At 40.6% G+C, this 22,430-nt stretch carries 19 protein-coding genes; 10 read left to right on the forward strand and 9 right to left on the reverse strand.

Annotation, left to right across the window (positions count from 1 at the left end; genetic code table 11):
* The first annotated feature begins 9 nt into the window (after positions 1-9).
* On the forward strand, positions 10-1,041 hold the full coding sequence (locus H5163_RS14995) for a chemotaxis response regulator protein-glutamate methylesterase (protein WP_182731731.1): 1,032 nt from the start codon (positions 10-12) through the stop codon (positions 1,039-1,041).
* A 64-nt stretch (positions 1,042-1,105) separates the two neighbouring features.
* Here the strand turns inward: H5163_RS14995 and H5163_RS15000 are convergent, their stop codons facing one another.
* Entirely contained in the window at positions 1,106-2,137 is a 1,032-nt protein-coding gene (locus H5163_RS15000) for a polysaccharide deacetylase family protein (protein WP_145237834.1), read from the reverse strand.
* Here H5163_RS15000 and dinF point away from each other — a divergent pair.
* The 3 genes from dinF to H5163_RS15015 all read left to right on the forward strand — a co-directional run bounded on the left by dinF (position 2,114) and on the right by H5163_RS15015 (position 5,727).
* Positions 2,114-3,448 carry an MATE family efflux transporter DinF gene (gene dinF / locus H5163_RS15005; RefSeq protein WP_182735456.1) on the forward strand — a complete coding sequence of 445 codons (1,335 nt, stop codon included), beginning with the start codon at positions 2,114-2,116 and terminating at the stop codon, positions 3,446-3,448. The two genes, H5163_RS15000 and dinF, sit on opposite strands and share 24 nt — an antisense overlap.
* Before the next feature lie 116 nt (positions 3,449-3,564).
* The gene (locus H5163_RS15010) at positions 3,565-4,179 is read left to right on the forward strand and encodes a trimeric intracellular cation channel family protein (protein WP_145237840.1); all 615 of its coding nucleotides are present in this window, start codon (positions 3,565-3,567) and stop codon (positions 4,177-4,179) included.
* Positions 4,180-4,212: 33 nt separating this feature from the next.
* Entirely contained in the window at positions 4,213-5,727 is a 1,515-nt protein-coding gene (locus tag H5163_RS15015; protein ID WP_182735457.1) for a YifB family Mg chelatase-like AAA ATPase, read from the forward strand.
* A 13-nt stretch (positions 5,728-5,740) separates the two neighbouring features.
* Here H5163_RS15015 and H5163_RS15020 read toward each other — a convergent pair whose 3' ends face one another.
* Both H5163_RS15020 and H5163_RS15025 read right to left on the reverse strand, forming a co-directional pair.
* Positions 5,741-6,448 carry a response regulator transcription factor gene (locus H5163_RS15020; RefSeq protein WP_182731734.1) on the reverse strand — a complete coding sequence of 236 codons (708 nt, stop codon included), beginning with the start codon at positions 6,446-6,448 and terminating at the stop codon, positions 5,741-5,743.
* Between the two features lie 154 nt (positions 6,449-6,602).
* The gene (locus tag H5163_RS15025) at positions 6,603-9,098 is read right to left on the reverse strand and encodes a S9 family peptidase (RefSeq protein ID WP_182735458.1); all 2,496 of its coding nucleotides are present in this window, start codon (positions 9,096-9,098) and stop codon (positions 6,603-6,605) included.
* 171 nt (positions 9,099-9,269) lie between these two features.
* Between H5163_RS15025 and H5163_RS15030 the strand changes: the two genes are divergently transcribed.
* On the forward strand, positions 9,270-10,346 hold the full coding sequence (locus H5163_RS15030) for a CNNM domain-containing protein (RefSeq protein ID WP_145237853.1): 1,077 nt from the start codon (positions 9,270-9,272) through the stop codon (positions 10,344-10,346).
* Here H5163_RS15030 and H5163_RS15035 read toward each other — a convergent pair.
* Positions 10,343-11,563, reverse strand: a complete 1,221-nt coding sequence (locus H5163_RS15035) for an EAL domain-containing protein (protein WP_145237856.1) — start codon at positions 11,561-11,563, stop codon at positions 10,343-10,345. The genes H5163_RS15030 and H5163_RS15035 overlap by 4 nt on opposite strands.
* 144 nt (positions 11,564-11,707) lie before the next feature.
* Between H5163_RS15035 and H5163_RS15040 the strand changes: the two genes are divergently transcribed.
* The gene (locus H5163_RS15040; protein WP_182735464.1) at positions 11,708-12,724 is read left to right on the forward strand and encodes a metalloprotease; all 1,017 of its coding nucleotides are present in this window, start codon (positions 11,708-11,710) and stop codon (positions 12,722-12,724) included.
* A gap of 51 nt (positions 12,725-12,775) precedes the next feature.
* Here H5163_RS15040 and H5163_RS15045 read toward each other — a convergent pair whose 3' ends face one another.
* Positions 12,776-14,089, reverse strand: coding sequence for a short-chain fatty acid transporter (locus tag H5163_RS15045; RefSeq protein WP_182735459.1), 1,314 nt, complete (start codon positions 14,087-14,089; stop codon positions 12,776-12,778).
* A gap of 165 nt (positions 14,090-14,254) precedes the next feature.
* Positions 14,255-15,205, reverse strand: coding sequence for a chemotaxis protein CheV (locus tag H5163_RS15050; protein WP_145237870.1), 951 nt, complete (start codon positions 15,203-15,205; stop codon positions 14,255-14,257).
* A gap of 168 nt (positions 15,206-15,373) precedes the next feature.
* On the opposite strand from H5163_RS15050, the gene H5163_RS15055 reads away from it, so the two are divergent.
* On the forward strand, positions 15,374-16,441 hold the full coding sequence (locus tag H5163_RS15055) for a potassium channel family protein (protein WP_145237873.1): 1,068 nt from the start codon (positions 15,374-15,376) through the stop codon (positions 16,439-16,441).
* The gene (locus tag H5163_RS21385; RefSeq protein WP_145237876.1) at positions 16,441-16,650 is read left to right on the forward strand and encodes a PLDc N-terminal domain-containing protein; all 210 of its coding nucleotides are present in this window, start codon (positions 16,441-16,443) and stop codon (positions 16,648-16,650) included. Before H5163_RS15055 ends, H5163_RS21385 begins: the two co-directional genes overlap by 1 nt.
* 62 nt (positions 16,651-16,712) lie before the next feature.
* Here H5163_RS21385 and H5163_RS15060 read toward each other — a convergent pair whose 3' ends face one another.
* Both H5163_RS15060 and H5163_RS15065 read right to left on the reverse strand, forming a co-directional pair.
* On the reverse strand, positions 16,713-17,744 hold the full coding sequence (locus H5163_RS15060) for a cytosolic protein (RefSeq protein ID WP_182735460.1): 1,032 nt from the start codon (positions 17,742-17,744) through the stop codon (positions 16,713-16,715).
* Between the two features lie 87 nt (positions 17,745-17,831).
* A complete protein-coding gene (locus tag H5163_RS15065) occupies positions 17,832-18,290 on the reverse strand; it encodes an EVE domain-containing protein (RefSeq protein ID WP_145237882.1) in 459 nt (152 codons plus the stop codon).
* A 76-nt stretch (positions 18,291-18,366) separates the two neighbouring features.
* Between H5163_RS15065 and tesB the strand changes: the two genes are divergently transcribed.
* A complete protein-coding gene (gene tesB / locus H5163_RS15070) occupies positions 18,367-19,224 on the forward strand; it encodes an acyl-CoA thioesterase II (RefSeq protein ID WP_182735461.1) in 858 nt (285 codons plus the stop codon).
* Positions 19,225-19,238: 14 nt separating this feature from the next.
* On the opposite strand, the gene plsB is transcribed toward tesB, so the two are convergent.
* Positions 19,239-21,683 (reverse strand): glycerol-3-phosphate 1-O-acyltransferase PlsB, encoded by a 2,445-nt coding sequence (gene plsB / locus H5163_RS15075; RefSeq protein WP_182735462.1) that lies wholly within the window; start codon positions 21,681-21,683, stop codon positions 19,239-19,241.
* A 419-nt stretch (positions 21,684-22,102) separates the two neighbouring features.
* Between plsB and rpsJ the strand changes: the two genes are divergently transcribed.
* Positions 22,103-22,414, forward strand: coding sequence for a 30S ribosomal protein S10 (rpsJ, locus tag H5163_RS15080; RefSeq protein ID WP_002957900.1), 312 nt, complete (start codon positions 22,103-22,105; stop codon positions 22,412-22,414).
* The last annotated feature ends 16 nt before the right edge of the window (positions 22,415-22,430 follow it).

Raw genomic sequence — 22,430 nt, forward strand, 5'->3', positions numbered from 1 at the left:
GGGTAAAAAATGGTCAAGGTGTTAGTGATTGATGACTCGCCATTGATTCGACGAGTATTGACGGAGGTACTGCACCAGGCTGATGATATTCAGGTCGTAGGGTGTGCAGAAGACCCTTATCAAGCACGAGAAATGATTAAGCAACTTAATCCCGATGTGCTGACTTTAGATATTGAAATGCCGAAAATGGATGGCATTAGTTTTTTGAAAAACCTAATGCGTCTACGGCCTATGCCTGTGGTAATGATATCAACGCTCACTCAAAAAGGTTCACCGATGACTTTGGAGGCGCTGGAATTAGGGGCAGTTGATTTTATAGCTAAGCCGACAGTCAATGTATCTGAGCAATTAAGCCAGTATGCTAAATTAGTGCAACAAAAGGTCCGTACGGCAGCGTCGGCAAGAGTACGGCCTTTTAAATTAAGCCAAGTACAACCTATCGAAACGTTAAGTAATGCACAGTTTAGTATCAATAAGGTTTTGGCGATTGGAGCTTCAACAGGAGGAACAGAGGCGATTAAAGAGGTGCTAATAAGAATGCCAGAAAACTGCCCTCCGATCGTTATCACGCAGCATATTCCACCTGTGTTTAGTAGTTCATTTGCTTTGCGCATGGATAGGACATGTACTATCAATGTCAAAGAGGCGCAGCAAGGCGATAAGTTAAAAGCTGGCTGGGCGTTTATCGCCCCGGGTGGTCAACACTTAAGCGTTATACAGCAAGGAGGCAGCTTATATTGTCAGCTTGATGAGAGCGAGCCGGTTAACCGTCATCGTCCTGCGGTTGATGTATTGTTTAACTCGCTGGTTAAAGTGTGCCCTAAAAATACCATCGCAGCTTTATTAACGGGTATGGGGAGCGATGGTGCGCAAGGTTTACTGGCGCTAAAACAGCATGGTGCTTATACCGTAGCGCAAGATGAACTATCGTCAGTGGTATGGGGCATGCCTAAAGCCGCTGTAGAGATCGGAGCAGCTTTAGCGGTGGTCTCGCTTGATAAAGTGACGCAGCATCTACTAAACCAAGCAATGAAAAAGTAGTCACCTTATAAACTTGAGCTGATTATCCCGGGCTCAGGTTGATAATTATCAAGGGATTATATTTTTACTGCACAATTACCCACGGTTGTGAAAACCAATAATAGCTATTCTTATGAGCAATTGATGGTGCTGTGCAGTTAAATCGTGATCGCCCTTGAGCTAAATTTTTCGGTGAATTTATGGTCACAGTATCAGCTGCTGACCAGTTTAGTTTTGCCTGACCGATGCCCGATACATAACAAGCTAGCTGACTTTTATGAAAGTCTCCCATATTAAATTTAATGCTGATCTGAGGTGGGTTTTGGCTGGTCACGCTATCAATATAAGTAAGCTCTTGGATTGAAAATGCGCGAGAGTTTAGTTTGGTCACTAGCGTATCAAGCTTGCTATAAAACCCAGAAGCCGGAAAGCGTGGTAAACGGCTAAAATCAGAGTCTTTGTTGATGGCACCAGAGTGTTGGCCAATACCAATAAAGCCCAACTCTTTCACTAAACTTTGTAATTGGTTATTAAACTCGCCATATGGATATGCTAAGTATTTATAGTCATGGCCAATTTCTTCTTTGATCCGTTGTTGTGATGACAAAATATCTTGCTTAATACGCGCCTGCCATTGTTGGGGTGTTTCATCGGCTAATTTACGATGTAGGTAATCATGTTGTGCGCTGTGATTGCTGATCAGAGCACCTTTTTTGGCAAGTTCTCTGAGTTTATTCCAGCCCATTACATAGCCTTTACCTTCATCAATCAATTTTGGATTAACGAAAATAGTATAGGGGTAAGCAAACTTTTCTAATATCGGCGCTGCTTGTTCATAATTATTGTTGTAACCATCATCAAAGGTAATAGCGACGGTTTTATCTGGTAAACTTTGGCCTTGTTGTAAAGCAGATAGTAATTCATTCAGTGGCACTACGTTAAAGTCATGCTGTTTTAGATAGTTTAAATGCTCAGTGAAGGTTTCTGCACTGACACTGGTGACTGCTGGCAGGGTCTCACTGACATGATGATACTGTAAAATAACTGCGCTGTGAGCAGGTAAAGATAGACAAAAGAGGATCGATAGCAGACTGTGAAAAAATTTCTTAATCGTCATAAAGCACACCATAAAAGCTTGCTGTTGTTAGCTGGTCCAATGATATTATCAAATATAACCGTGCCACTGTTAGGAATAGTTGATACTGCAGTAATAGGGCATCTTGGTAGTGCTCATTTTCTTGCCGGAATTGCCTTGGGCGCCACGGTAATTTCATTACTATTTTGGTTGGCGGGCTTTTTACGCATGAGTACCACAGGGCTGGTTGCGCAAGCTTATGGCAAGAAAGATTATCCTCAATTAGCCGGATTATTAAAGCGCAGTTTAGTATTAGCGCTTATCGTGGCATTTTCTTTAATTGCTTTATCGCCACTTATTAAAAATGCCATAGCTTACCTTTCTGGTTCCAGTGCGCAGGTGCTCGCACAAGCTTATAGTTATTTTGAAATTCGTATTTTTAGTGCACCAGCGGCATTATGTAACTTGGTATTATTAGCTTGGATGTTAGGGATTCATTACGGTAAAGGGCCTTTTTATTTATTACTAGTTACTAATATCACCAACATTGTTTTAGATATTTATTTTGTTGTGTACTTAGATTGGCAAGTCGCCGGAGCTGCTTGGGCATCGTTGATTGCCGATTATACCGCGCTATTATTTGCATTATTCTTGGTTTTTAGGTTGGCGAAAAAAATGACTGTGCCGCTATTTTTAGGTGGGTGGTTTAGCCGAGATAAAATGTGGGCGTTATTAAGTCTTAACCGTGATATTTTTATTCGCTCCTTAATTTTACAACTGTGTTTTAGCTTTATGACCTTCTATGGTGCACGCATTGGCGAGGTAACGCTTGCGGTAAATGCTGTATTACTGAACTTTTTAATGCTAGTGAGCTTTGCTCTTGATGGTATTGCCTATGCAAGTGAAGCAAAAGTTGGCCAAGCAAAAGGTCAACATAGCGTACGGCGTATAAACTTATGGGTAAAAATAAGCGTATTTTGGGGAATGCTATTTGCTTTTTGTTATAGCGTGTTTTTTGCATTGTTTGGTTCGCAAATTATTACCTTATTAACAGATATTCCTGAAGTGATCAAAGCCGCCAATGAATACTTACCATGGTTGATTTTTATGCCATTAGCGGCAATGAGTTGCTTTTTGTTTGATGGTATTTTTGTTGGCCTAACTAGAGCTCAAGATATGCGAAATACCATGCTAATTTCAGCATTAGTTGGATTCTTTGGCGTGTTTTGGGTGTTTAATGCTTGGCAAAATCATGCGCTTTGGTTCGCAATGACCTGCTTTATGCTACTGCGTGGCATTACATTGGTCGTACGTTATAAGCAGTTGCAAACAGCGCAGCAGTTACTGAATTAATAGAAATAGCAATAAATCTAAAGTTCACTTATAACTTTGGATTTATTGTGCTAAAACGGCGTCGTTAAGCACTGTTTATTTTAACTTCGATTCGCATCTTGGGATGGCTTGGATATATGACTGAACTTTATCATTGGTTTGATTTAATTGGCATCGCCGTATTTGCCATGTCAGGCACTTTAATTGCCTATGATAAAAAAATGGATGGTTTTGGAGTCGTGGTACTGGCGACGGTCACCGCGATAGGTGGTGGCACAATTCGAGATTTGATTTTAGATGTTCCGGTATTTTGGTTACACGACCAAAGTTATTTTATCGCGATATTTGCGTCTGTCTTTGTTACCACGCGATTGATCAATAAGCAAAAATCAATTCCTTTATATCATTTACAAGTTGCAGATGCGTTTGGTTTAGCGTTCTTTGCTGTAATGGGGGCGCAAAAAGCATTGCTCGCGGGGATGCCAGCTACAACCGCAATTATTATGGGAGTGATCACCGGTTGCTTTGGCGGAGTAACGCGAGATGTGTTGGCAGGCAATATTCCTATGCTATTAAAAGGTGAGCTATATGCAATTACTTGTATTGCTGGTGGTATTGTTTATACCCAAGCAATTGTATTGAACATTGAGACAGAGATAGCGATGGTGTTAGCGATGTTAACCACCTTGCTGTTACGCCTTGCAGCAATGAAATGGCAACTAACACTACATATTTTTAAATATCCTGACTAGACTGTAAAGAACAGAACGTTACAGGGACAAAGGATGTCATTAGCTCGAATTTATTCTCGTGCCCAAGTGGGTATTCAAGCACCTGAAGTGATCGTTGAGGTGCATCTAGGTAATGGTTTACCAGCATTTCATATTGTAGGTTTGCCCGAAGCCTCAGTAAAAGAAGCCAAAGATCGTGTACGCAGCGCATTAGAAAACTCTAAATTTGGTTTTCCAGACCAACGCATTACAGTCAATTTAGCACCTGCTGATTTACCCAAAGAGGGGGGGCGTTTTGATTTAGCGATTGCGGTTGGTATTCTCATCGCTTCAGAGCAAATTGTTTGCACTGATATTGAACGCTATGAATTTTATGGTGAGCTGGCACTGAATGGCGAAGTGCGTGGCGTGAATGCAATACTCCCATCAGTTTTAGCAGCTAAAGCACAAGGGCATTGTTGTTTTTTACCTTTAGTAAATGACAGTTTAGCGAGTTTAGTAAATGGCGTTGAGCGCAAAGCGGTCTCTTCTATCCAAGAAGTATGGAGTGATTTACTCAATCAGCAGCCTTTACCTCTTAATATTAGCTACCCAGAACAGCAACATAGCGGTGTTGAATTCTTAATTGATTTAAGTGATGTAAAAGGCCAGCCGGGCGCGAAAAGAGTGTTAGAAATCGCTGCGGCGGGTGGCCATAATTTACTTTTTTTGGGGCCACCTGGTACGGGGAAGTCAATGCTCGCGCAACGTATGCCGACTATTATGCCGGGCATGTCCGATGATGAGGCACTTTCCACCGCAGCGTTGTATTCAATTATTGGTCAAAGTGTCGATCTAACTAACTGGCGCAAGCGACCATTTCGTAATCCTCATCACACATGCTCCGCTGTGGCGCTAGTCGGAGGCTCTTCAAACCCAAAACCAGGGGAGATTTCACTGGCACATAATGGCGTATTATTTCTTGACGAACTACCTGAGTTTGAACGTAAGGTGCTTGACTCATTACGCGAGCCAATGGAGACAGGCACTGTAACGATTTCAAGAGCGGCAAGGCAAATGGAGTTTCCTGCACAGTTTCAATTAATTGCGGCTCTTAATCCAAGTCCTACGGGTTGTCATAATGATAAGCGCGCAACTCCGGATCAAGTTATGCGTTATTTATCGCGGGTATCAGGACCATTTATTGACCGTATTGATTTACAAATAGAGCTACCACGTTTAAGCAGTGCGCAATTGCAAAGCACTCAAGAAGAACAAAGTAGTGCGACTGTGCGCACGCGGGTCGAGGCGGCATATAATCTGCAATTGCGTCGCCAAGGTAAAGTCAATGCGCGACTTAATAATAAAGAAATGAGTGTGCATTGCGCGCTTGCAGCGCCGGAGTTACAGTTTTTAGCTAAAGCCAGTGAAAAGCTATCATTATCGCCACGCTCTTATCATCGAGTGATCAAAGTAGCGCGAACAATTAGTGATCTAAAAGGGCAAGATAATATTAGTTTAGATGAACTAAAAGAGGCACTCAATTATCGTGCATTTGAACGTTTGTTATCACAATTAACCCAGTATTAGTGGTTAGATTGCATTAAATTGACAGCATGTAGCCTTTACCGCGTACCGTAACGATGCGTTTTTGGTCTTTTTCATCGCTCAGTTTTTTACGTAAGCGGCCAATTAAAACATCAACAGTTCTGTCATTTGGACTCCAATCTGGCTGGCCAATTTCTTCTGATATTTTTTCACGAGACGTGGCTTTTCCTGCGTTTGAGATCAAACAAATTAACACTTTATGTTCCGCTTCAGTGAGCCTAGATTCAATGCCATTAGCAGTGATTAAAGTGCGGTTGTCTGGATGCAGTTTGAAGTCAGCATATTCAATAAATTCTTCGCTTTCATCGCTACTGTTATTATTACTTTTTAAGCGCTTATAAAGTGCTCTTATACGTAGTTCAAGCTCTAATAAATCAACTGGTTTACAAATATAGTCATCAGCGCCTTGGGCAAGTCCGGCAATACGATCGGCTTGAGAATCTCTGCTTGAAAGCATGATCACACCAATGTCTGTGAGGGTGTTGAGTTCTTTTGCTAAATGTAAGCCATCACGTTTAGGTAATACTATGTCAATAATTGCTAATGATATGGCATCATGATTATTAGCGCGAGATTGCACTATTGCTAAGGCATCAGCGCCAGTCGCATCATTTTCAATGCAAAATTCAGTCTCTGCAAAATGATTGAATATACGTTTTACTAATAGTTCGTCATCTTCAACCAATAAAACATGAATAGTCATAGTATCTTAATTACCTTTAATGATGCCTCTATGTTATCACTCATTCGTAAAAGGTGAGAAGGGCGATTTTTAGTATTTATGCACTATTTAGGTGATTATTTAATTATTATCAACAGGTAAACATACTAGGTTTACCTGTTGAACAGAATAAAAGCTACTTTTCAGGGTATAAGTACTGCCACCACTGTGGTTGCTCTTTTAAATGCTTATCGAAGTAGGCAAGCATAGTATCCCACCAATCAAAGCGTTGATCGCGAGCAAAAATTTGATGGTCCGCCCCTTTATATTCAATAAGGTCAACATCTTTGCCTAGTAGTTTCAGCGCAGTATACATAGTGTGACTTTCGCCTACAGGTACATTGGTATCAGCATCACCATGTAATAGCAGTAGCGGTGTGGTTACTTTGTCTGCATGGAAAACCGGACTATGTTGGCTGTATAGTTCACTATTATTCCAAGGATAGCTGTTTTTAGAGGCTTCGCCAGAATATAAATAGCCCCACCAACCGTGACCCCAATACGAGGTAATATTAGAAATCCCCGCGTGTGCGATTGAGGCACTAAACATGTCTGTTTTAGTGGTCAGTAACATAGTCATAAAGCCACCGTATGATGCGCCTAAATTACCTAAACGATTTTTATCAATAAATGGATACTGTTTTAATAGTGCTTGGGTACCTTGCATAATATCGTCAGCAGTATATTGACCCCACGCATTCACATGCTTAGCAGAGAACTGTTGGCCAAATCCAGTTGCACCGGTCGGTTGCACTACATAAACCACATAGCCATGCTCTGCCCATAAATTGAAAGGATAACGCCCAGTAAAACCACGAGTAACCGGTGATGTACCGCCATAGTAATATACTAATGCTGGGTAGTGTTTGTTCTTATCAAGATTGCTTGGAAAGTAAACACGACCTTTAATTTCAACACCTGCGGTATTGATGAAGTTAAATTCATCTAAGCTGGCTATATCGGTATTTGCATACGCTTGTGGTTTAGAATCCCACAATGTGGTTGCGGTGTTTTTATTAATACTTAACTGTTTTAATTGCTGTGGAGATGATGCATTAGAGCCGCTAACTAAAATAGCTGGGCTGCGGTTGTGTGAAAAACTGAATTGTTCAACTACATCAAAACCTGTTTTGAGTTTGCTAAAGCGTTGTTTGCTTTTATCGTACAGGTACAAAGCAATCGTATCTTGCTCAGTGACTTTAACGAGGGCATCGCCATTAGCGAGCACTTCAAGTTGACCAATGGCAGGATCAAATTCACGACTTAATGGTGCTGCATTTTTACCATGATCAGTTAATAGGTAAAGCTGTCCATCATAGTTGTTAGCAAGCATATTCTCAGGTAGGTTTCTGCCTAAACCATCTTTAAAATCAGGACCCGCAGTGACATAAATGTCATCACCTGTGTATTTAGCTTGATTAAACGTAGCAAACTGACCAATAACTGTGTTGCTCGCATTGGCAATATTCAATTCCACTAACTCAGTGGTGGGGTGAGTCGACGCTTGCATTACTTGCACACCACGACTCAGTAATACCGTACCACGTTTGCTATTAAAATCTTCAATACTGTGACTAAGTGGTCCTTGGCTTATTGTTTTACTCAGGCCTGTACTTATATCTAATAAGTAAGCTTGTGAGGTTGTGCGGGCATATGACCAACGATCTTGTAAACCTTGGTAGTGTTTAGTTAGGCTGTTATCAGCTGCTGGTGATTTGGACCAGCTGAAGATTAAGCTGTTGTTATCGTAATATGCAAAGTCACCCGCGCCCTCTAGGTTGCTGGCAATCACTTTAAGATTAAGGGTTTTTCGATTTAATTGCTTTAACTTTCCATCTAATAGATAGACTAAATAATTATTATCGGGGCTCCAAATAATGTTACTCGGTTGACCCGACTCAAAACGGTAAACTGTTTGATTATCATCATTTTTTAGCTCTGTGATCACATTTGCTTGATTGCCAGTGCTATCCTGATAATGACGTTTTGCCACTAAATAGTGTTTGGCATCAGGTGCTAAAGATAGTGAACTAACCGTTGTGGCATCAAACAGTTGTTTAGCAGATAAACCGTGTTGCTCTTTATTGCTAAAAGTTAATCTATCAATTGCTGCTTTAGGGTTGAAATCAACGTCAACATCGTGCCAATTAGCAACTTGTTCAGCAATAATCACTATTTGGTGATCGCCTTGCGGTAATGCCAGTTCATAGCTTTCTTTTGTGACTGATTGTTTTTCACCATCGATAAACAACTGCGCTTTTTCGATACCTTTAAGTGTCAATGTGCCTTGGCTAAAGCGCTCTGCATGAGCGGTAAACTTTAATGCTTGTAGACCACCAAGAGTTAACGCATTTACTTTGTCTAAGGTTTGCCACTTTAATTTTTCGCCAAATACCGTAATACTTGTTGTTGGTTGTTGAATGCTAGGTAATAGTGCGTTAATAATCGCATCTTGATGCTCAGTTTGATATGGCTTTAGCTGCATGTCGGCTGCAATTGGGCCAATAAACTTAATATCTGCTTTATCTAATGGTGCAGCGACTAAAGCGCTACTTAATGTGCTTAAAGTTAACACCGCGAATGTGGTTGTTAGGCGAGGTGCTTTACCGCGCCATAGTGAACTAAAATTCATTATTGAGCCTGATGTAGGGAATTTAATTTAATATAGCATGTGGTTGTGGTGCCAAAAAGTGCTCTGCGATGGATTTCATTGCTCAGCAGCGTAAGGTTTGAGGTTAGGGGCTACACTTGGTAAGGTGTATACCTAAGGGGGTATAATTGACTGACTGGCTAAGGGGTAACAGTGACATTATTAATCGTTTACATGGTTGCGGCGATTACGATTTCTTTTTTATGTTCGATTATGGAAGCCGTACTATTGAGTATTACGCCAAGCTATGTCGCAGTATTGCGTAAAAAAAAGCCTAAGCTAGCCAAACGTTTTGAGCAATTAAAAACCAATGTAGATCAGCCTTTAGCTGCTATTTTAACCTTAAATACGGTTGCCCATACTGCAGGTGCTGCCGGTGTAGGGGCACAAGCCGCGGTGGTTTTTTCTGATGCGGCGGTGGGAATTGCTTCGGCGATAATGACATTGTTAGTATTGGTGCTGTCAGAAATTATTCCAAAAACTCTGGGCGCAAAGCATTGGCGAACGCTTGCACCTATGGTGACCCAAGCATTACAGTATTTAGTCATCGCACTAAAGCCTTTTGTGTGGCTTGCTGAAAAACTCACCGGTATATTGGGCCGTAATTACAACGAAGAGTATTATATTCGTCAAGAAATTGAAGCTATGGCTGATATGGGGTCGCAATCAGGTGCTTTGCATCAGGAAGAGTCTGAAATCATCCGTAGTTTATTGCATTTTCGCCACGCTAAATTAGATTCATTACTTACCCCGCGTACCGTCTTGTTTAAAGTGCATAAAGATTTAACTGTAAATCAGTATTTAGCTGAGCATGGTTCAGCGTCGTTTTCTCGAGTGTTGGTATATGATAAAAATGGTGATGATATTATCGGTTTTGTACATAAAAACGATATTATGTTGGCGTATCATCGATTGGGCGAGAACTATAAAATCAGCAAGTTGATAAAACCTATTTATACTGTGCCAGAGACCTTATATGTACCTACTTTATTACATACTTTGTTAGCTGAGCGCACTCATATTTGCTTAGTGGTAGATGAATATGGTGATGTGCAGGGGATTGTGACGCTCGAAGATATGATTGAAGCGTTAATGGGCTTTGAAATTGTAGACGAGCATGATCAATCAGCTAATATGCAAGCAGTTGCTAAGCAAATGTGGCGTCAGCGCTTGGAAAGTAGCAATAAATTGTTAAGCGCTGAGAATACCATGGCGAAACGAAAAAATTAACGTCGGCTATGACTATTTAATGAAACCATATGTAGCCATGATTGCGCCCAGCGAATAAATTCAGTTTTGCCTTTTGGGCGACTGATCAAAAAGCCCTGCATTAAAATGTGCTCTTTAAAACGCTCCAAGTATTCAAGCTCCTCAACGCGCTCAATGCCTTCAGCGACAATTGTTAAGTCATCTTGAATAGCTATATTCACTAAGCTACTAACAATGACCTGAGAAAATAAATCACTTTCAATATTACTGATCAAGGTACGATCTATTTTCACCTCAGTAAAAGGCAGTGTTTTTAATTGTTGTACATTGGTAAACCCAGTGCCAAAATCATCAAGAGAAATACCAAAACCACGCATTCGCAAACGGTTTAGAGTTTCTAGCTGTGCTGAACTGGATAAAGCATGCTGTTCTGTGATCTCTAAAATAATTTCACTTGGGGTCAATTGATTAAGATGTAAAATTAAAGCCAGCTTATCTGGGCAGCTTAAATCTTCTAGCTGGCAGGGAGACAAATTAAAAGCCAGTTTAAGTTTGTAGCCTAAACGAGTTTTTATTTCTGAGAAATCGCCTGTTGCCTTTTCAAACAACTGAAATGTGATTAGGTTAATTAAATCTAGATCTTCAGCGACACAAATAAATCGCTCCGGTAAAAGTACTGCGCCTTGTTCCGCGGTCACTATTCTGGCTAATACTTCTATGCTTTCAACTTTATTACTATTACGGTTTACTTTTGGTTGATAAAACGGCGTTATCTCATTATGACTTATTGCATGCAGCAATTGCGTTTCAGAAATTGGTTCTGTGGGTTTTTCAGTATGACAAGCTAAATACTCTAGTTTTTGTAGCAGTGTATAAACTTGGTTGAGTTGCACTGGTTTGGCGATGTTACCAATTAAATGTACATTATTTTTTCGGGCTAAATCAGCCGCCAAATCAATGATTTTTGAATTCATTTCCGAAATAATGACAATTGCGCCTGGATATTGGATATCGCCAAGGTGGCGAATAAGCTCCATGCCATCCATGTCTGGCATATTCAGGTCAGTAAACACGGCGTCAAAAGTATATAGATTCGTTTTTACTTTATTAAGAGCGTCTTGAGCATTCAAGCACGTAGTTACATTGGGCACATTAAGCTCATTTAAGATAGCCTGCATCACTACTAAAATAGCTTTTGAATCATCAACGACCAGAATGCTGCGTGCTAATTTTGTCATTTTCTTCCCTGAAATAAAATTTACTTGTTAACTAAAAGTAGTCGAGAATAGCGAAGGTGTCAGCTTTATAGTTGCAAATATATTCCATAATCTCGTTAAAAAAATGGGTATACTAACGATATAATTTTTAAGGTTTAAAGTGACATCATGCAAATACAGCTGACCCTCGCTGATCAACAATTTAGTTTAGTGCTCGCAGGGCAACAAATTGTAAAAATTTTTCAGCAACAACAAGCGATTGGGTTTGATAATCCGCGCGAAAATTATTTTGAATTTAAACTTGACGATCAAGTAATTGGCTTAGACACCAGTGCTGTAGTTGAACAAAGTTTATCACTTCATATTAATAATCAATTTGTACAACAGCTCACCTTGCCAGCAATTGAAAAAACCAAACCTAAGCAGGGGCTGCTTGGATTATTTGCGCTTGGTTTTAAGATCTTTAAAAGTGCCAAAGTTGTTAAAGTGGCGTTAGCTGGCGCCTCAGTGGCTGGTTATGCGTGGCTGTTCACCTTTGAATTTGCCTTGATGCTGATTGCCTGTTTAGTGATCCACGAATACGGCCATGTCAGAGCAATGCAATATTTTGGGATTAAAACCAAAGGCATTTACTTGATCCCGTTCGTCGGTGGTCTTGCGGTGAGCGACGATAAAATTACCACCCGCTGGCAAGATGTGGTGATTTCTTTAATGGGGCCCGCATTTGGTTTGATCACCTCCGTAATGGGGGTGGTGCTTTATTACGCCACTGAGATGGAAATATTCGCCGGGGTCGCAGTACTCAGCGCATTATTGAATTTATTTAACTTGTTACCTATCTTGCCGCTTGATGGCGGGCATGTATTAAAAAGTATTAGCTTCTCAATGCGTTCATGGGTTGGATTGAGTATTTGTATTTTAGGCGTGTTATTTGGCTTATGGCTAAGCTACACCTTTGGCTTAATGCTATTAGTGTTTTTCTTATTTATCGGTGCACTGGAAATAGCCTTTGAATGGCGCGGCCGCCACTATTCACATTTACTGCCACTAGATAAATATGGGCAAGGTTTTTCGGCCGTGATGTACGCTTTAGTAGTTGCAGGCCATGTGGCTGTGATGATGCATTTTGCTGACTCTGAAAATGCAATTTTAAGCCTGCCGATGAAGATATTGTCGAGTTAACAAATTTAAATAGCGTGAGGTGTTACTCACGCTATATTTTTGCAGCAAGCGTTACGGATAAAAACTCAACACCAAGGATATAAACACGCCGGTTATAATTAGCTGCACTAAACAAAAGCCCATAATGTCTTTGGCTTTTAGGCCGGCAATTGCTAGCACTGGCAAGGCCCAAAATGGTTGAATCAGGTTAGTCCACGCATCACCCCACGCTACCGCCATAGCCACGCGTGGCATATCTGCACCCAGAGCTTGTGCTGCGGGTATCACTATCGGTGCTTGTACCGCCCATTGTCCACCGCCAGATGGCACAAATATATTGACTAATCCCGCGCTTAAAAAGCTCCAAAACGGCAGTGATTGTGCACTGGCGATGGCGATAAATCCTTGTGATATTTGCTGCGCCAAACCTGTTTGTACCATGATTGCCATGATCCCAGCATAAAATGGAAACTGGATAATAATCCCTGCGCCGCTGGGGACTGCTTGCTGCAGGCTATTAAGTAAATTATACGGCGTTTGATGCAGTAAAATCGCAGAAAATAAAAACAGTGCAATCACACTGTTTAAATTAAGTGAGCCGCCACTAAACACAAAATAATTAGCTAAATAAACTAGCCCAAGCACTCCAATGCCTAGTCCTAATAACTTACTGTGTTCAATTTTATCGGCAGGGCGAGTAACATTGTTGGGTTTAGGTATCGGTTCTGCTAATAGCGTTTTATCAACATAAATGCTGTCTTTGGCGCTGGGTAACATATAACGATTAACCAGTGGCATAATGATAAATAAGCCAATAACTATGGCTATATTAAATCCTGAAAAAAGTGTTTCGCTGGTGTTTATCACACCAATGCTTTGCTGTGAAAAATGCCCTGACGTTGCGATAGTTAAAGGAATTGAGCCTGCCAAGCCACCATGCCAAACAATAAAGCCAGAATACGCACTGGCAACCAGTAAGCGATAATCAACTAGTATGTGGCGGGCAATGGCTTTGGCAAATAAAGCGCCAATAACTAAGCCAAATCCCCAGTTAATCCAACTGGCGAGTAATGATACAAAAGTCACTAATAAAATAGCTTTTGGCGCAGTATTGGCAAGTTTTGCTAATTGCGTGAGCAGTCGGCTCATCATCGGTGTACTTGCCAGCATATATCCGGTGAGTAATACCAACAGCATCTGCATGGCAAAACTCAGTAAGTTCCAAAAACCACTGCCCCACGCGCTCAGCACTTGTTGTGGGTTTGAAGGTGTCACTACACACGCAATTATAAAGGTAAGTAGTGTGAGTAAAATAACAAAAATAAATGGATCGGGTAGGTAACGTTCCACTAATTTAGTGAACGGTTTGGCAACATGATTTAGCATAATGATTGTGTGTTTTGATTATTGCTACATATTGCCAATTAATCACGAAAGTGTTTAATTGGCAAATAGAGTTGTAGTCGTGGTGTTAAATCGCGTATTTCTTCGTCATTATAACAAACGTTAATTCAAGCACTAGCGTGGCATAAGCCACGCTTAGATACAGTGCTATTTCTGTGGTGCGAGGACCGCTTTTAAACGTGTTTGTACTTCTTCTACGAGTAAGTCTGGTTGAAATTTAGATAAAAACGCATTGCAACCCACTTTCTCGACCATGGCTTGGTTAAAGCTGCCACTGAGGGATGTGTTAAGTACCACATGCAGATTTTTTAAGCGGTTATCGTTACGGATCTCGTGCGTTAAGCGGTAACCATCCATTGCTGGCATTTCTGCATCGGTGATCACCATCAGTAACTCTTTTTCTACGTCCATGCCTTTATCAGCCCAGGCTTTAAGCATATTGAGTGCTTCAAGACCATTACTGGCTGGGATAATCTCAATACCCAACTGCGTTAATGTATCGCTCACTTGTTTTCGTGCTGTAGGTGAGTCGTCAGCATGGAGTATTTTTCGGCCAACAAATTCGTTTACGATACTTTGATCAAGCACCTCATCAGAAATTTGTACTTCGTACTCAACAATTTCTGCTAGTACTTTTTCTACATCAATGATCTCTACTAACTGCTCTTGGCCATCACGTTGAATTTTAGTGAGCGCAGTTAGATAATGATTTTTACCGATAGAGGAAGGCGGTGGCATTATATCTGACCATGTCATATTAACGATTTGATCAACCTTACCAATTAGAAACCCTTGTACTGTGCGATTGTATTCAGTGATCACTAAGTTACTATCTTCAGTGTTCTTAGCCGCAGACATGCAAATCGCTTGGCGTAAATCAATAACAGGGATTGATTCACCACGAATATTGGCCACGCCTGATATTTTAGGATGGGCATGTGGAATGATACTAAGATGCGGCAGTTTCACTACTTCTTTAACTTTAAAGACATTAAGAGCAAACAAGTGGCGACTGTGCAAATAAAACAATAATAACTCTAAGCGATTTTCACCAACGAGTTGAGTTCGTTGATCAACAGAAGCTAATACACCTGACATAACACGCTCGACTTTATAATTAATAATTCAAGTATAGCTTACACTGTTCTACTTTAAAAAAGCAGTCTAGATAATAATCTTGATCCTCAAAAGTATTTCAACCATTGCCTTCATTTAAGCATTACAGTAACTTATCGATAATTGATAGCTGAATAACCAAGTGTGGGCATGCCTTTTATATTTAAACGATTATTTTTACTAGTCAGAAACCATATTGATCAGGTTAGTTGGCAAGCTGTCGCTATTGCGACATTATTACATATGGTCTTGATCTGGTTGTTGTTAATCTTCGCTGAAGAAGCCGCACTGAGGCCAATTAGCACTTTTGTTTATTACTATATCGTTACTACCTCAACGGTAGGATATGGTGATTTTAGTGCAACTACAGATCTGGGTAGATGGATTGTGGCGATACTGCAAATTCCATTTGGTTTAGCTTTATTTGGTGTCCTGTTAGGTAAAACAGGGCAAACAGTTACTTATTTAATTAGGCGCGCTATGACGGGTGATAAAAGTTTTGCACATTTTCACAATCACATTATTATTTTTGGCTGGCATCAAATTCGTACTAAAAAAATGATTGATTATATTCTCGCTGACCAAAAGCGTTTGGATCGACGAATTTTGCTTGCGGTCACAGAGTCAATGGAGCATCCGTTTTTAGCTAATGCCCATGTTGATTTTGTGCGCTTAACTAGTTTTACAGATTTAAGCGAGCTGGAAAGGGTCGCAATTAAACTGGCAGATAAAATTATTATTGACGGGCAAGACGACGACGAAACTTTTACGACCGCCCTGCGCATTAGTAAATTAGTGAAAGATGACTGCCATATTAGTGCGCACTTTAACGATGAGAGTAAAGTCGAAATGCTACTAGAACATTGTTACAACGTGGAATGTTCAACGGCTAAGTCAGCCGAAATTCTAGTACGTTCAATGCAAGACCCCGGCTCAAGTCGTGTACAAGAGGAATTATTATCTACTTTGCATGGTGATACCCAGTTTAGTTTAGCTATTCCTGCTGATTTAGCGGTAATGGAATTTGGTAAATTATTTCATCATTTTAAACACGACCATGATGCTATTTTACTTGGTGTTGCTCACAACCTGAGTGCGCAAAATATGGATTTAAATCCACCACTGGATTATCCGGTTAACAGTGGTGATATTTTACATTACATTGCGGTTGATCGTGTTTTAAGCAGCGAAGTTGATTGGCAGGGGCTTGCTAAGTAATGAATGAAGTGGCGTTTTTAATTCTACTTTTGAGCGCATATATACTCCCAGTAGTGATTGTGCTCAATAGTAAACGTACGCAAGGCCACGAAAAAAATGGCTGGTTAATCGGCATCATTTTCTTTTCATGGCTCGCACTGATAATGTACTTTGCGATAGTGCCCAAGCACGGGCACAAAAAGAAAACTACCAAGAAAAAGAAAGGTTAAAATTGAGTTGTCAGTTTACATATAAATTTGCCAACCGTGCTTGATTAAACAAGCACGGCTTTTTATTTTAACTGTTTTAGTTTGTGCTCCACTAAAGGATCATCAGGGGCAAGTTGCTGAGCAACTTCCAGCAGCTGAATAGCATCCTTAGGGTGTTCATCTTGGTGCTTTAGCGCGACATCAATCAATGGTTGAATATCAATTTTGGCTTGATGCTCTTGCACATGCGCTGCTTTTTCATCAATCAGTATGTTGTGTGCTTTACTTAATAATACTTGGCGGTGTGCCGATTTAGCATTCGCCTTGTTGAGCCTTCTATAATAGTCTTCTTTAAAGCGCAGGATTTTGGTTTGTAGGCGAAATTGCGCAATATCGACTTGTTGATGGCTAATAAAGTCGACGGCCACTTGTTTATAAAAGCCAAATTTATTTAGGTAGGTGGCATGGGTACTATGACCCATACCAAACACGCGTAAGTGGGTTAGTTGCGAATAGCGCTTAGCATGGCCACGGTCAATACGATTGGTCGGGTCGTAAATTATATAGCCTTTAGCATTGCCTAAATCGAGATCGTGGTAATCTTGCTCCCAATCGAATTGTTGTGCTATATCCGTACTTGAGCGGTCATCCCAAGGAGCAAGTGCTTTATTTTTGGTGCTAACAGGGTGAAATAACAGTACCTTATCTAGCTTTAGTAAATTAGCAAATGCACCCACAGCAAAGCCACCTCGGCTTAAGCCGTAGCCTAATCGCTGGGTAAAGGGTGTTAGCAAGGGAGCGAGTTGCTCGAGGAAAAACAGTAAATTACGGTGTCTAAACCAATTACTTATTCCTAAGTGCTGAAAAGAAATAACATTCACATGTTGTTTTTGCGCTAGTTGAAATCCCCAAGGGCTAAAATCATCATTGAGATCATGCTCTTGGTAATTAGTACCTGCAGGAGAAAAGGTGAACAATAAAGGCTTATTTATATCAATAAAGTGATACTTAACAAAAACATCGCCAAGTAAATCGCCTCCAGAGATAGGTAATCTGGTTTGCTGTTCATCTTGAGGTAGAGTTAACCACTCATCTAACCAATACAGTAATTTCATCTAACCCCCTAACTAAAACAAGCCACCTATTTTAGCAAATTTGGAAAAAGAAGGAAAACGTGATGTATTAGCAGCAAATTATTGTTGTTACTCTGCCATTTTTATAATTGCTTGCCAATCCGCTTTAGTCACTGGCATTACCGATAATCGACCGCCTTTTTTTAGAGCTATTTCGGTGATGGCGTCGTTTTCTTTAATCGCTTTTAAGCTGACTAATTTATTTAAATGCTGCTGATAGGTTACATCAACCACAACCCATCTCGGTTTATCACTGGTTGATTTAGGATCGTAATAATCACTGCTTAAATCAAACTGGCAAGGATCTGGGTAGGCTTCAGTAGTCACTATTGCGATACCTGCAACGCCGACGTGTTTACAGCTAGAATGGTAAATCATTACTAAATCGCCGAGCTTTACGCCATCGCGCATAAAATTACGGGCTTGGTAGTTGCGCACACCTTCCCATGCAGTGGTTTGTGCAGGGGCGCTTTTTAAATCGTCGATTGAAAATGCATCGGGTTCAGTTTTAAATAACCAATACGCCATAACTAGGATCCTTGAAATATTTACATCATACTTGTCTATAGTATCATTAAAATCTAAATGGGATTGAGGAGCAACTATGAGCCAAGTTTTAGATGATTTATTGTCGTTATTAACGTTAGAAGAAATAGAGCAGGGCTTGTATCGAGGGCAAAGCCAAGATTTGGGTTTTCGTGCGGTATTTGGTGGTCAAGTCATGGGCCAAGCACTGTCTGCAGCTAAAGAAACCTTACCGGAAGGCCGTATTGTTCATTCACTGCATTCTTATTTTTTACGCCCTGGTGATGCTGCAAAGCCAATTGTGTACGATGTTGAAACGATCCGTGATGGTAAGAGCTTTAGTACTCGCCGAGTTAGTGCTATTCAATATGGAAAACCTATTTTTTATATGACGGCATCATTTCAAGGTGCTGAAGATGGCTTGTCGCATCAAGCTACAATGCCGGATGTACCAGCTCCTGAGGAGCTGCGCTCATCACTGGAGTTTTATCAAGAGCATGCATCTCATATACCTGAGGTGATCCGCAATAAGTTTATTCGCGAAATGCCGATTGAAATGCGTCCGGTCACCTTTCATAACCCATTTAAGCCAGAAGTAATGGAGCCGGTTAAACATATTTGGTTCAAAGCCAATGGCGAGATGCCAGATGATCAACGTATTCATAACTATTTATTGGCATATGCGTCTGACTTTGAATTTTTACCAACGGCTCTACAGTCCCATGGTGTCTCGTTTATGCAGCCAAACATGCAAGTAGCAACAATTGACCATGCGATGTGGTTTCATCGTCCGTTTCGAATGGATGATTGGATTTTATATACCATTGATAGCCCAAGTGCGAGCTCAGGGCGGGGGTTGGTGCGTGGTCAGTTCTTTGACCGTCAAGGCAATTTAGTTGCCTCAACGATCCAAGAAGGTGTAATGCGTCAGCGTTAATATGCCGCTTGCAGTTATTTTTGCTTACATTGTCCTTGCACAATATCACTAATTGACTGCCAGACTCGCGCTGGCAGCAAGGCTTTAAGGTGAATATACACTTCACAAAGTTCAGTACTGCCCTGTAAGCCATTCTCGGTTTCGCTAATTAAACTTTGTTCGCGCAAGTTGCTAATAAAGCCTACCAATACTTTTTTGTCAAAAAACTCAGGGGTCTTAATACCATGCAAGGTACCTAAGCGCTGCGCTAATACTTGGCTTTCGCGTTCAAGCTCTTCGCGTTCAATTTCTTTACTGGTTTGAATAAAGCCAATCACAATGGCGTAGCGTTGCAGGGTTAAGCTAAGCGCACGACCTAGAATTTCCAGCTTGGCTAAGCAATCATTACTGTTGGTGATTTTTATGTTATCACCATCTATTTCTATTAAATCTTGATCTACAAAGCTGGCCAGTATGCGGGTGATATAATTTTCATCAAGTTCGTGTAAAAACCATTCTTTAGCAAACATCGGGTAAAAACAGTTAACCAATTTTTGGCACTGCGATACTGTCGTTTTATGGCTTTTAAATATATGCAGTGCCAGTAAGCTTGGTACGGCAAACACATGGAGAATATTATTACGGTAGTAGTTAAAGAGGATTTTCTCTTTATCGTTAATCGCGATAATCTCGCCAAACTCATCGCTTATAACGTCAAATTTATTCAGCTTTAAAGCATGTTCGAGTAACTGTGATGAAGTTTCATCTGGGGTGGTGATTTTTTCACTGTAACTAGCGCTACGTTGTAAATGTAAGTAAAAGTCTAGTTGTGCTAACAATTTAGGCTTGCTCAATGCTTGCTTATCATTTACCAGTAAGATCATTGCCAGTAAATTAACTGCGTTAAGCGCGGCGGCACTATTAATATTAACCATCACTTTATCCGCTAAAGTCGCCACTTGCGGACCAAGCCATTGTGGTTTTTGAACATCAGTTGGGTGAATAGATTCACGCCAATCAGGTTGATGCTCATTTAAATATTGATTAACCGAAATCGGATCGCCAAAATTCAAATAGCCGCGGCCATAGTTTTTGAGATTTTTAATGGCTTTGAAAATACCGAAAATCGACTCGCCTTTTTTATCATCACCTGCGAGTTCTTTCAGATAAGTATTTATTTCCATGACGTGTTCATAACCAATGTACACCGGCACAATCGAAATAGGGCGATCAATACCACGTAACATAGCTTGTAGTGTCATCGCCAACATACCTGTTTTTGGTGGTAGTAAACGCCCGGTACGGCTACGTCCGCCCTCAGTATAAAACTTAACTGAGTAACCTTTGATAAACAACTGACTTAAATACTCTTTAAATACAGCAGAGTAAAGCTTGTTGCCAGCAAATGAGCGGCGGATGAAAAATGCGCCACTGCGGCGGAATATGCCGCCTGCTGGGAAGAAGTTTAAGTTAATACCAGCAGCAATATGTGGTGGTACTAAACCAAGATGATAAATCGAGTAGGTAAGTAATAAGTAATCCATGTGGCTGCGATGACACGGCATATAAATAATTTCATGACCTTTATTGGTTAGATCATGGATTTGTTCGGTGTATTTTATATCAATGCCGTTATAGAGCTTGTTCCATAGCCAGGTTAATACACGATCTGCAACACGTATGTTGGCATCACTGTAGTTAGCAGCAATCTCATCTAATAGCTTTAACGCATTTTGCCGTGCTTGCTCATGGCTGATTTTTTTGCTTTTTGCTTCATCGTTAATTGCTTTTTTTATAGTCGGTGATGCTAACAATGAATTAAATAGTTGCTCGCGTGAGGGCATTTTAGGGCCCGTTGCCGCCAATTTTTGACGACGAAAATGCACCCTAGCGACGCGAAGTAATTTATGAGGTAACTCATCAACATCGGCTTTTTCATTTACTAATAACGATAAATCCAACGGTTGACTAAAGCGTATAAAGTTATCACGCCCTGAAAACAGTAATACAAAAAACTTACGAAACCAGCTAGGTGTAAGTGAGTGCGAAACCAGCGTACCTAAACCTGGTTTTTCTTTACCTGGATTACGACCCCATAAAATAGTGACCGGAATGACTTGCACGTTTTTTTCGCCACTGGTAAATAGTTGAGCAATTATTTGTTTACCCTGGTTTAGCGCGTCAGTTGGCTTCGCTTGGCTGCCAAACAGTGGTGGTGGATTTTGTAGGCCAATAAAGCGGTCTAACTCTGCATTACCCAACAGCTGTTGTTCAGTTGGTCTGGGCAGGTTGTACTTTTTACAAACTCGGTCAAGAGCCGCTAAATCTGAGCGAGCATTAAGTTTAACTATATAAAAAGTAGGGTAGGCGGGATTAAGACCGTATTGTTCAATTGGGTTCTCGGGCAGTACTTTGCTTTTCACAAATAGGCGATTCATCACCATAGACACAAAATTCAAGCAATAATTAAAAATACGCATCAACTCACCAAGGTTAAGGATTAAGAGATAAAAGCAAAATAAGGATGAATAATAACAATTAAAAACTGGACTGACCATTATCATTAGTGCCAAGTACGATTGCATGGCTTCCTAACTATAGTAAATTCCCAGTAATGACGACATAGTGACAACCCTTTTTTACAGTATAAATAATCCTCATTCTGGTAGTTTGAAATAGTTGTTGCATTTATCACCAATATCACTATAATACGCAGGCTTTCAAAATTCCCCCGGGAACTTGGAAGGAACATTAAGCTTGGATTTCAAGCTAATAAAACAGGAGTTCCGATTTGGAACTCAACGTAGATATAAATCAACAACCGGCATCTTATGTTTTTAAGATTGTTTCGGTCGTTTTTTTATGCTCTTTTAAATGCTCTTTATATTGAGGTTTAAGAATGTCAAATCAACGCATTCGTATTCGCCTAAAAGCTTTTGACCACCGTTTGATTGACCAATCAACGGCGGAAATCGTGGAAACTGCGAAACGCACTGGCGCACAAGTACGTGGTCCAATTCCACTACCTACACGCTTTGAACGTTTTACTGTACTTACATCACCGCACGTTAATAAAGATGCGCGTGATCAGTACGAGATCCGCACCCATAAACGTCTGATCGACATCGTAGAACCAACTGACAAGACTGTTGACGCACTTATGCGTTTAGATCTTGCTGCTGGTGTTGATGTTCAAATCAGCCTGGGTTAATCGAAAGATTAGAGAG

The organism is Pseudoalteromonas sp. SG44-8, assembly GCF_014164125.1.
GTDB classification, from domain to species: Bacteria; Pseudomonadota; Gammaproteobacteria; order Enterobacterales; family Alteromonadaceae; genus Pseudoalteromonas; species Pseudoalteromonas rhizosphaerae.

Bases quoted from the DNA above. Each gene is read 5' to 3' on its own strand.
- H5163_RS14995 (WP_182731731.1), top strand. From the start codon at position 10: ATGGTCAAGGTGTTAGTGATTGATGACTCGCCATTGATTCGACGAGTA.
- H5163_RS15000 (WP_145237834.1), bottom strand. From the start codon at position 2,137: ATGACGATTAAGAAATTTTTTCACAGTCTGCTATCGATCCTCTTTTGT.
- H5163_RS15010 (WP_145237840.1), top strand. From the start codon at position 3,565: ATGACTGAACTTTATCATTGGTTTGATTTAATTGGCATCGCCGTATTT.
- H5163_RS15015 (WP_182735457.1), top strand. From the start codon at position 4,213: ATGTCATTAGCTCGAATTTATTCTCGTGCCCAAGTGGGTATTCAAGCA.
- H5163_RS15020 (WP_182731734.1), bottom strand. From the start codon at position 6,448: ATGACTATTCATGTTTTATTGGTTGAAGATGACGAACTATTAGTAAAA.
- H5163_RS15025 (WP_182735458.1), bottom strand. From the start codon at position 9,098: ATGAATTTTAGTTCACTATGGCGCGGTAAAGCACCTCGCCTAACAACC.
- H5163_RS15035 (WP_145237856.1), bottom strand. From the start codon at position 11,563: ATGACAAAATTAGCACGCAGCATTCTGGTCGTTGATGATTCAAAAGCT.
- H5163_RS15045 (WP_182735459.1), bottom strand. From the start codon at position 14,089: ATGCTAAATCATGTTGCCAAACCGTTCACTAAATTAGTGGAACGTTAC.
- H5163_RS15050 (WP_145237870.1), bottom strand. From the start codon at position 15,205: ATGTCAGGTGTATTAGCTTCTGTTGATCAACGAACTCAACTCGTTGGT.
- H5163_RS15055 (WP_145237873.1), top strand. From the start codon at position 15,374: ATGCCTTTTATATTTAAACGATTATTTTTACTAGTCAGAAACCATATT.
- H5163_RS21385 (WP_145237876.1), top strand. From the start codon at position 16,441: ATGAATGAAGTGGCGTTTTTAATTCTACTTTTGAGCGCATATATACTC.
- H5163_RS15060 (WP_182735460.1), bottom strand. From the start codon at position 17,744: ATGAAATTACTGTATTGGTTAGATGAGTGGTTAACTCTACCTCAAGAT.
- H5163_RS15065 (WP_145237882.1), bottom strand. From the start codon at position 18,290: ATGGCGTATTGGTTATTTAAAACTGAACCCGATGCATTTTCAATCGAC.
- tesB (WP_182735461.1), top strand. From the start codon at position 18,367: ATGAGCCAAGTTTTAGATGATTTATTGTCGTTATTAACGTTAGAAGAA.
- plsB (WP_182735462.1), bottom strand. From the start codon at position 21,683: ATGCGTATTTTTAATTATTGCTTGAATTTTGTGTCTATGGTGATGAAT.
- rpsJ (WP_002957900.1), top strand. From the start codon at position 22,103: ATGTCAAATCAACGCATTCGTATTCGCCTAAAAGCTTTTGACCACCGT.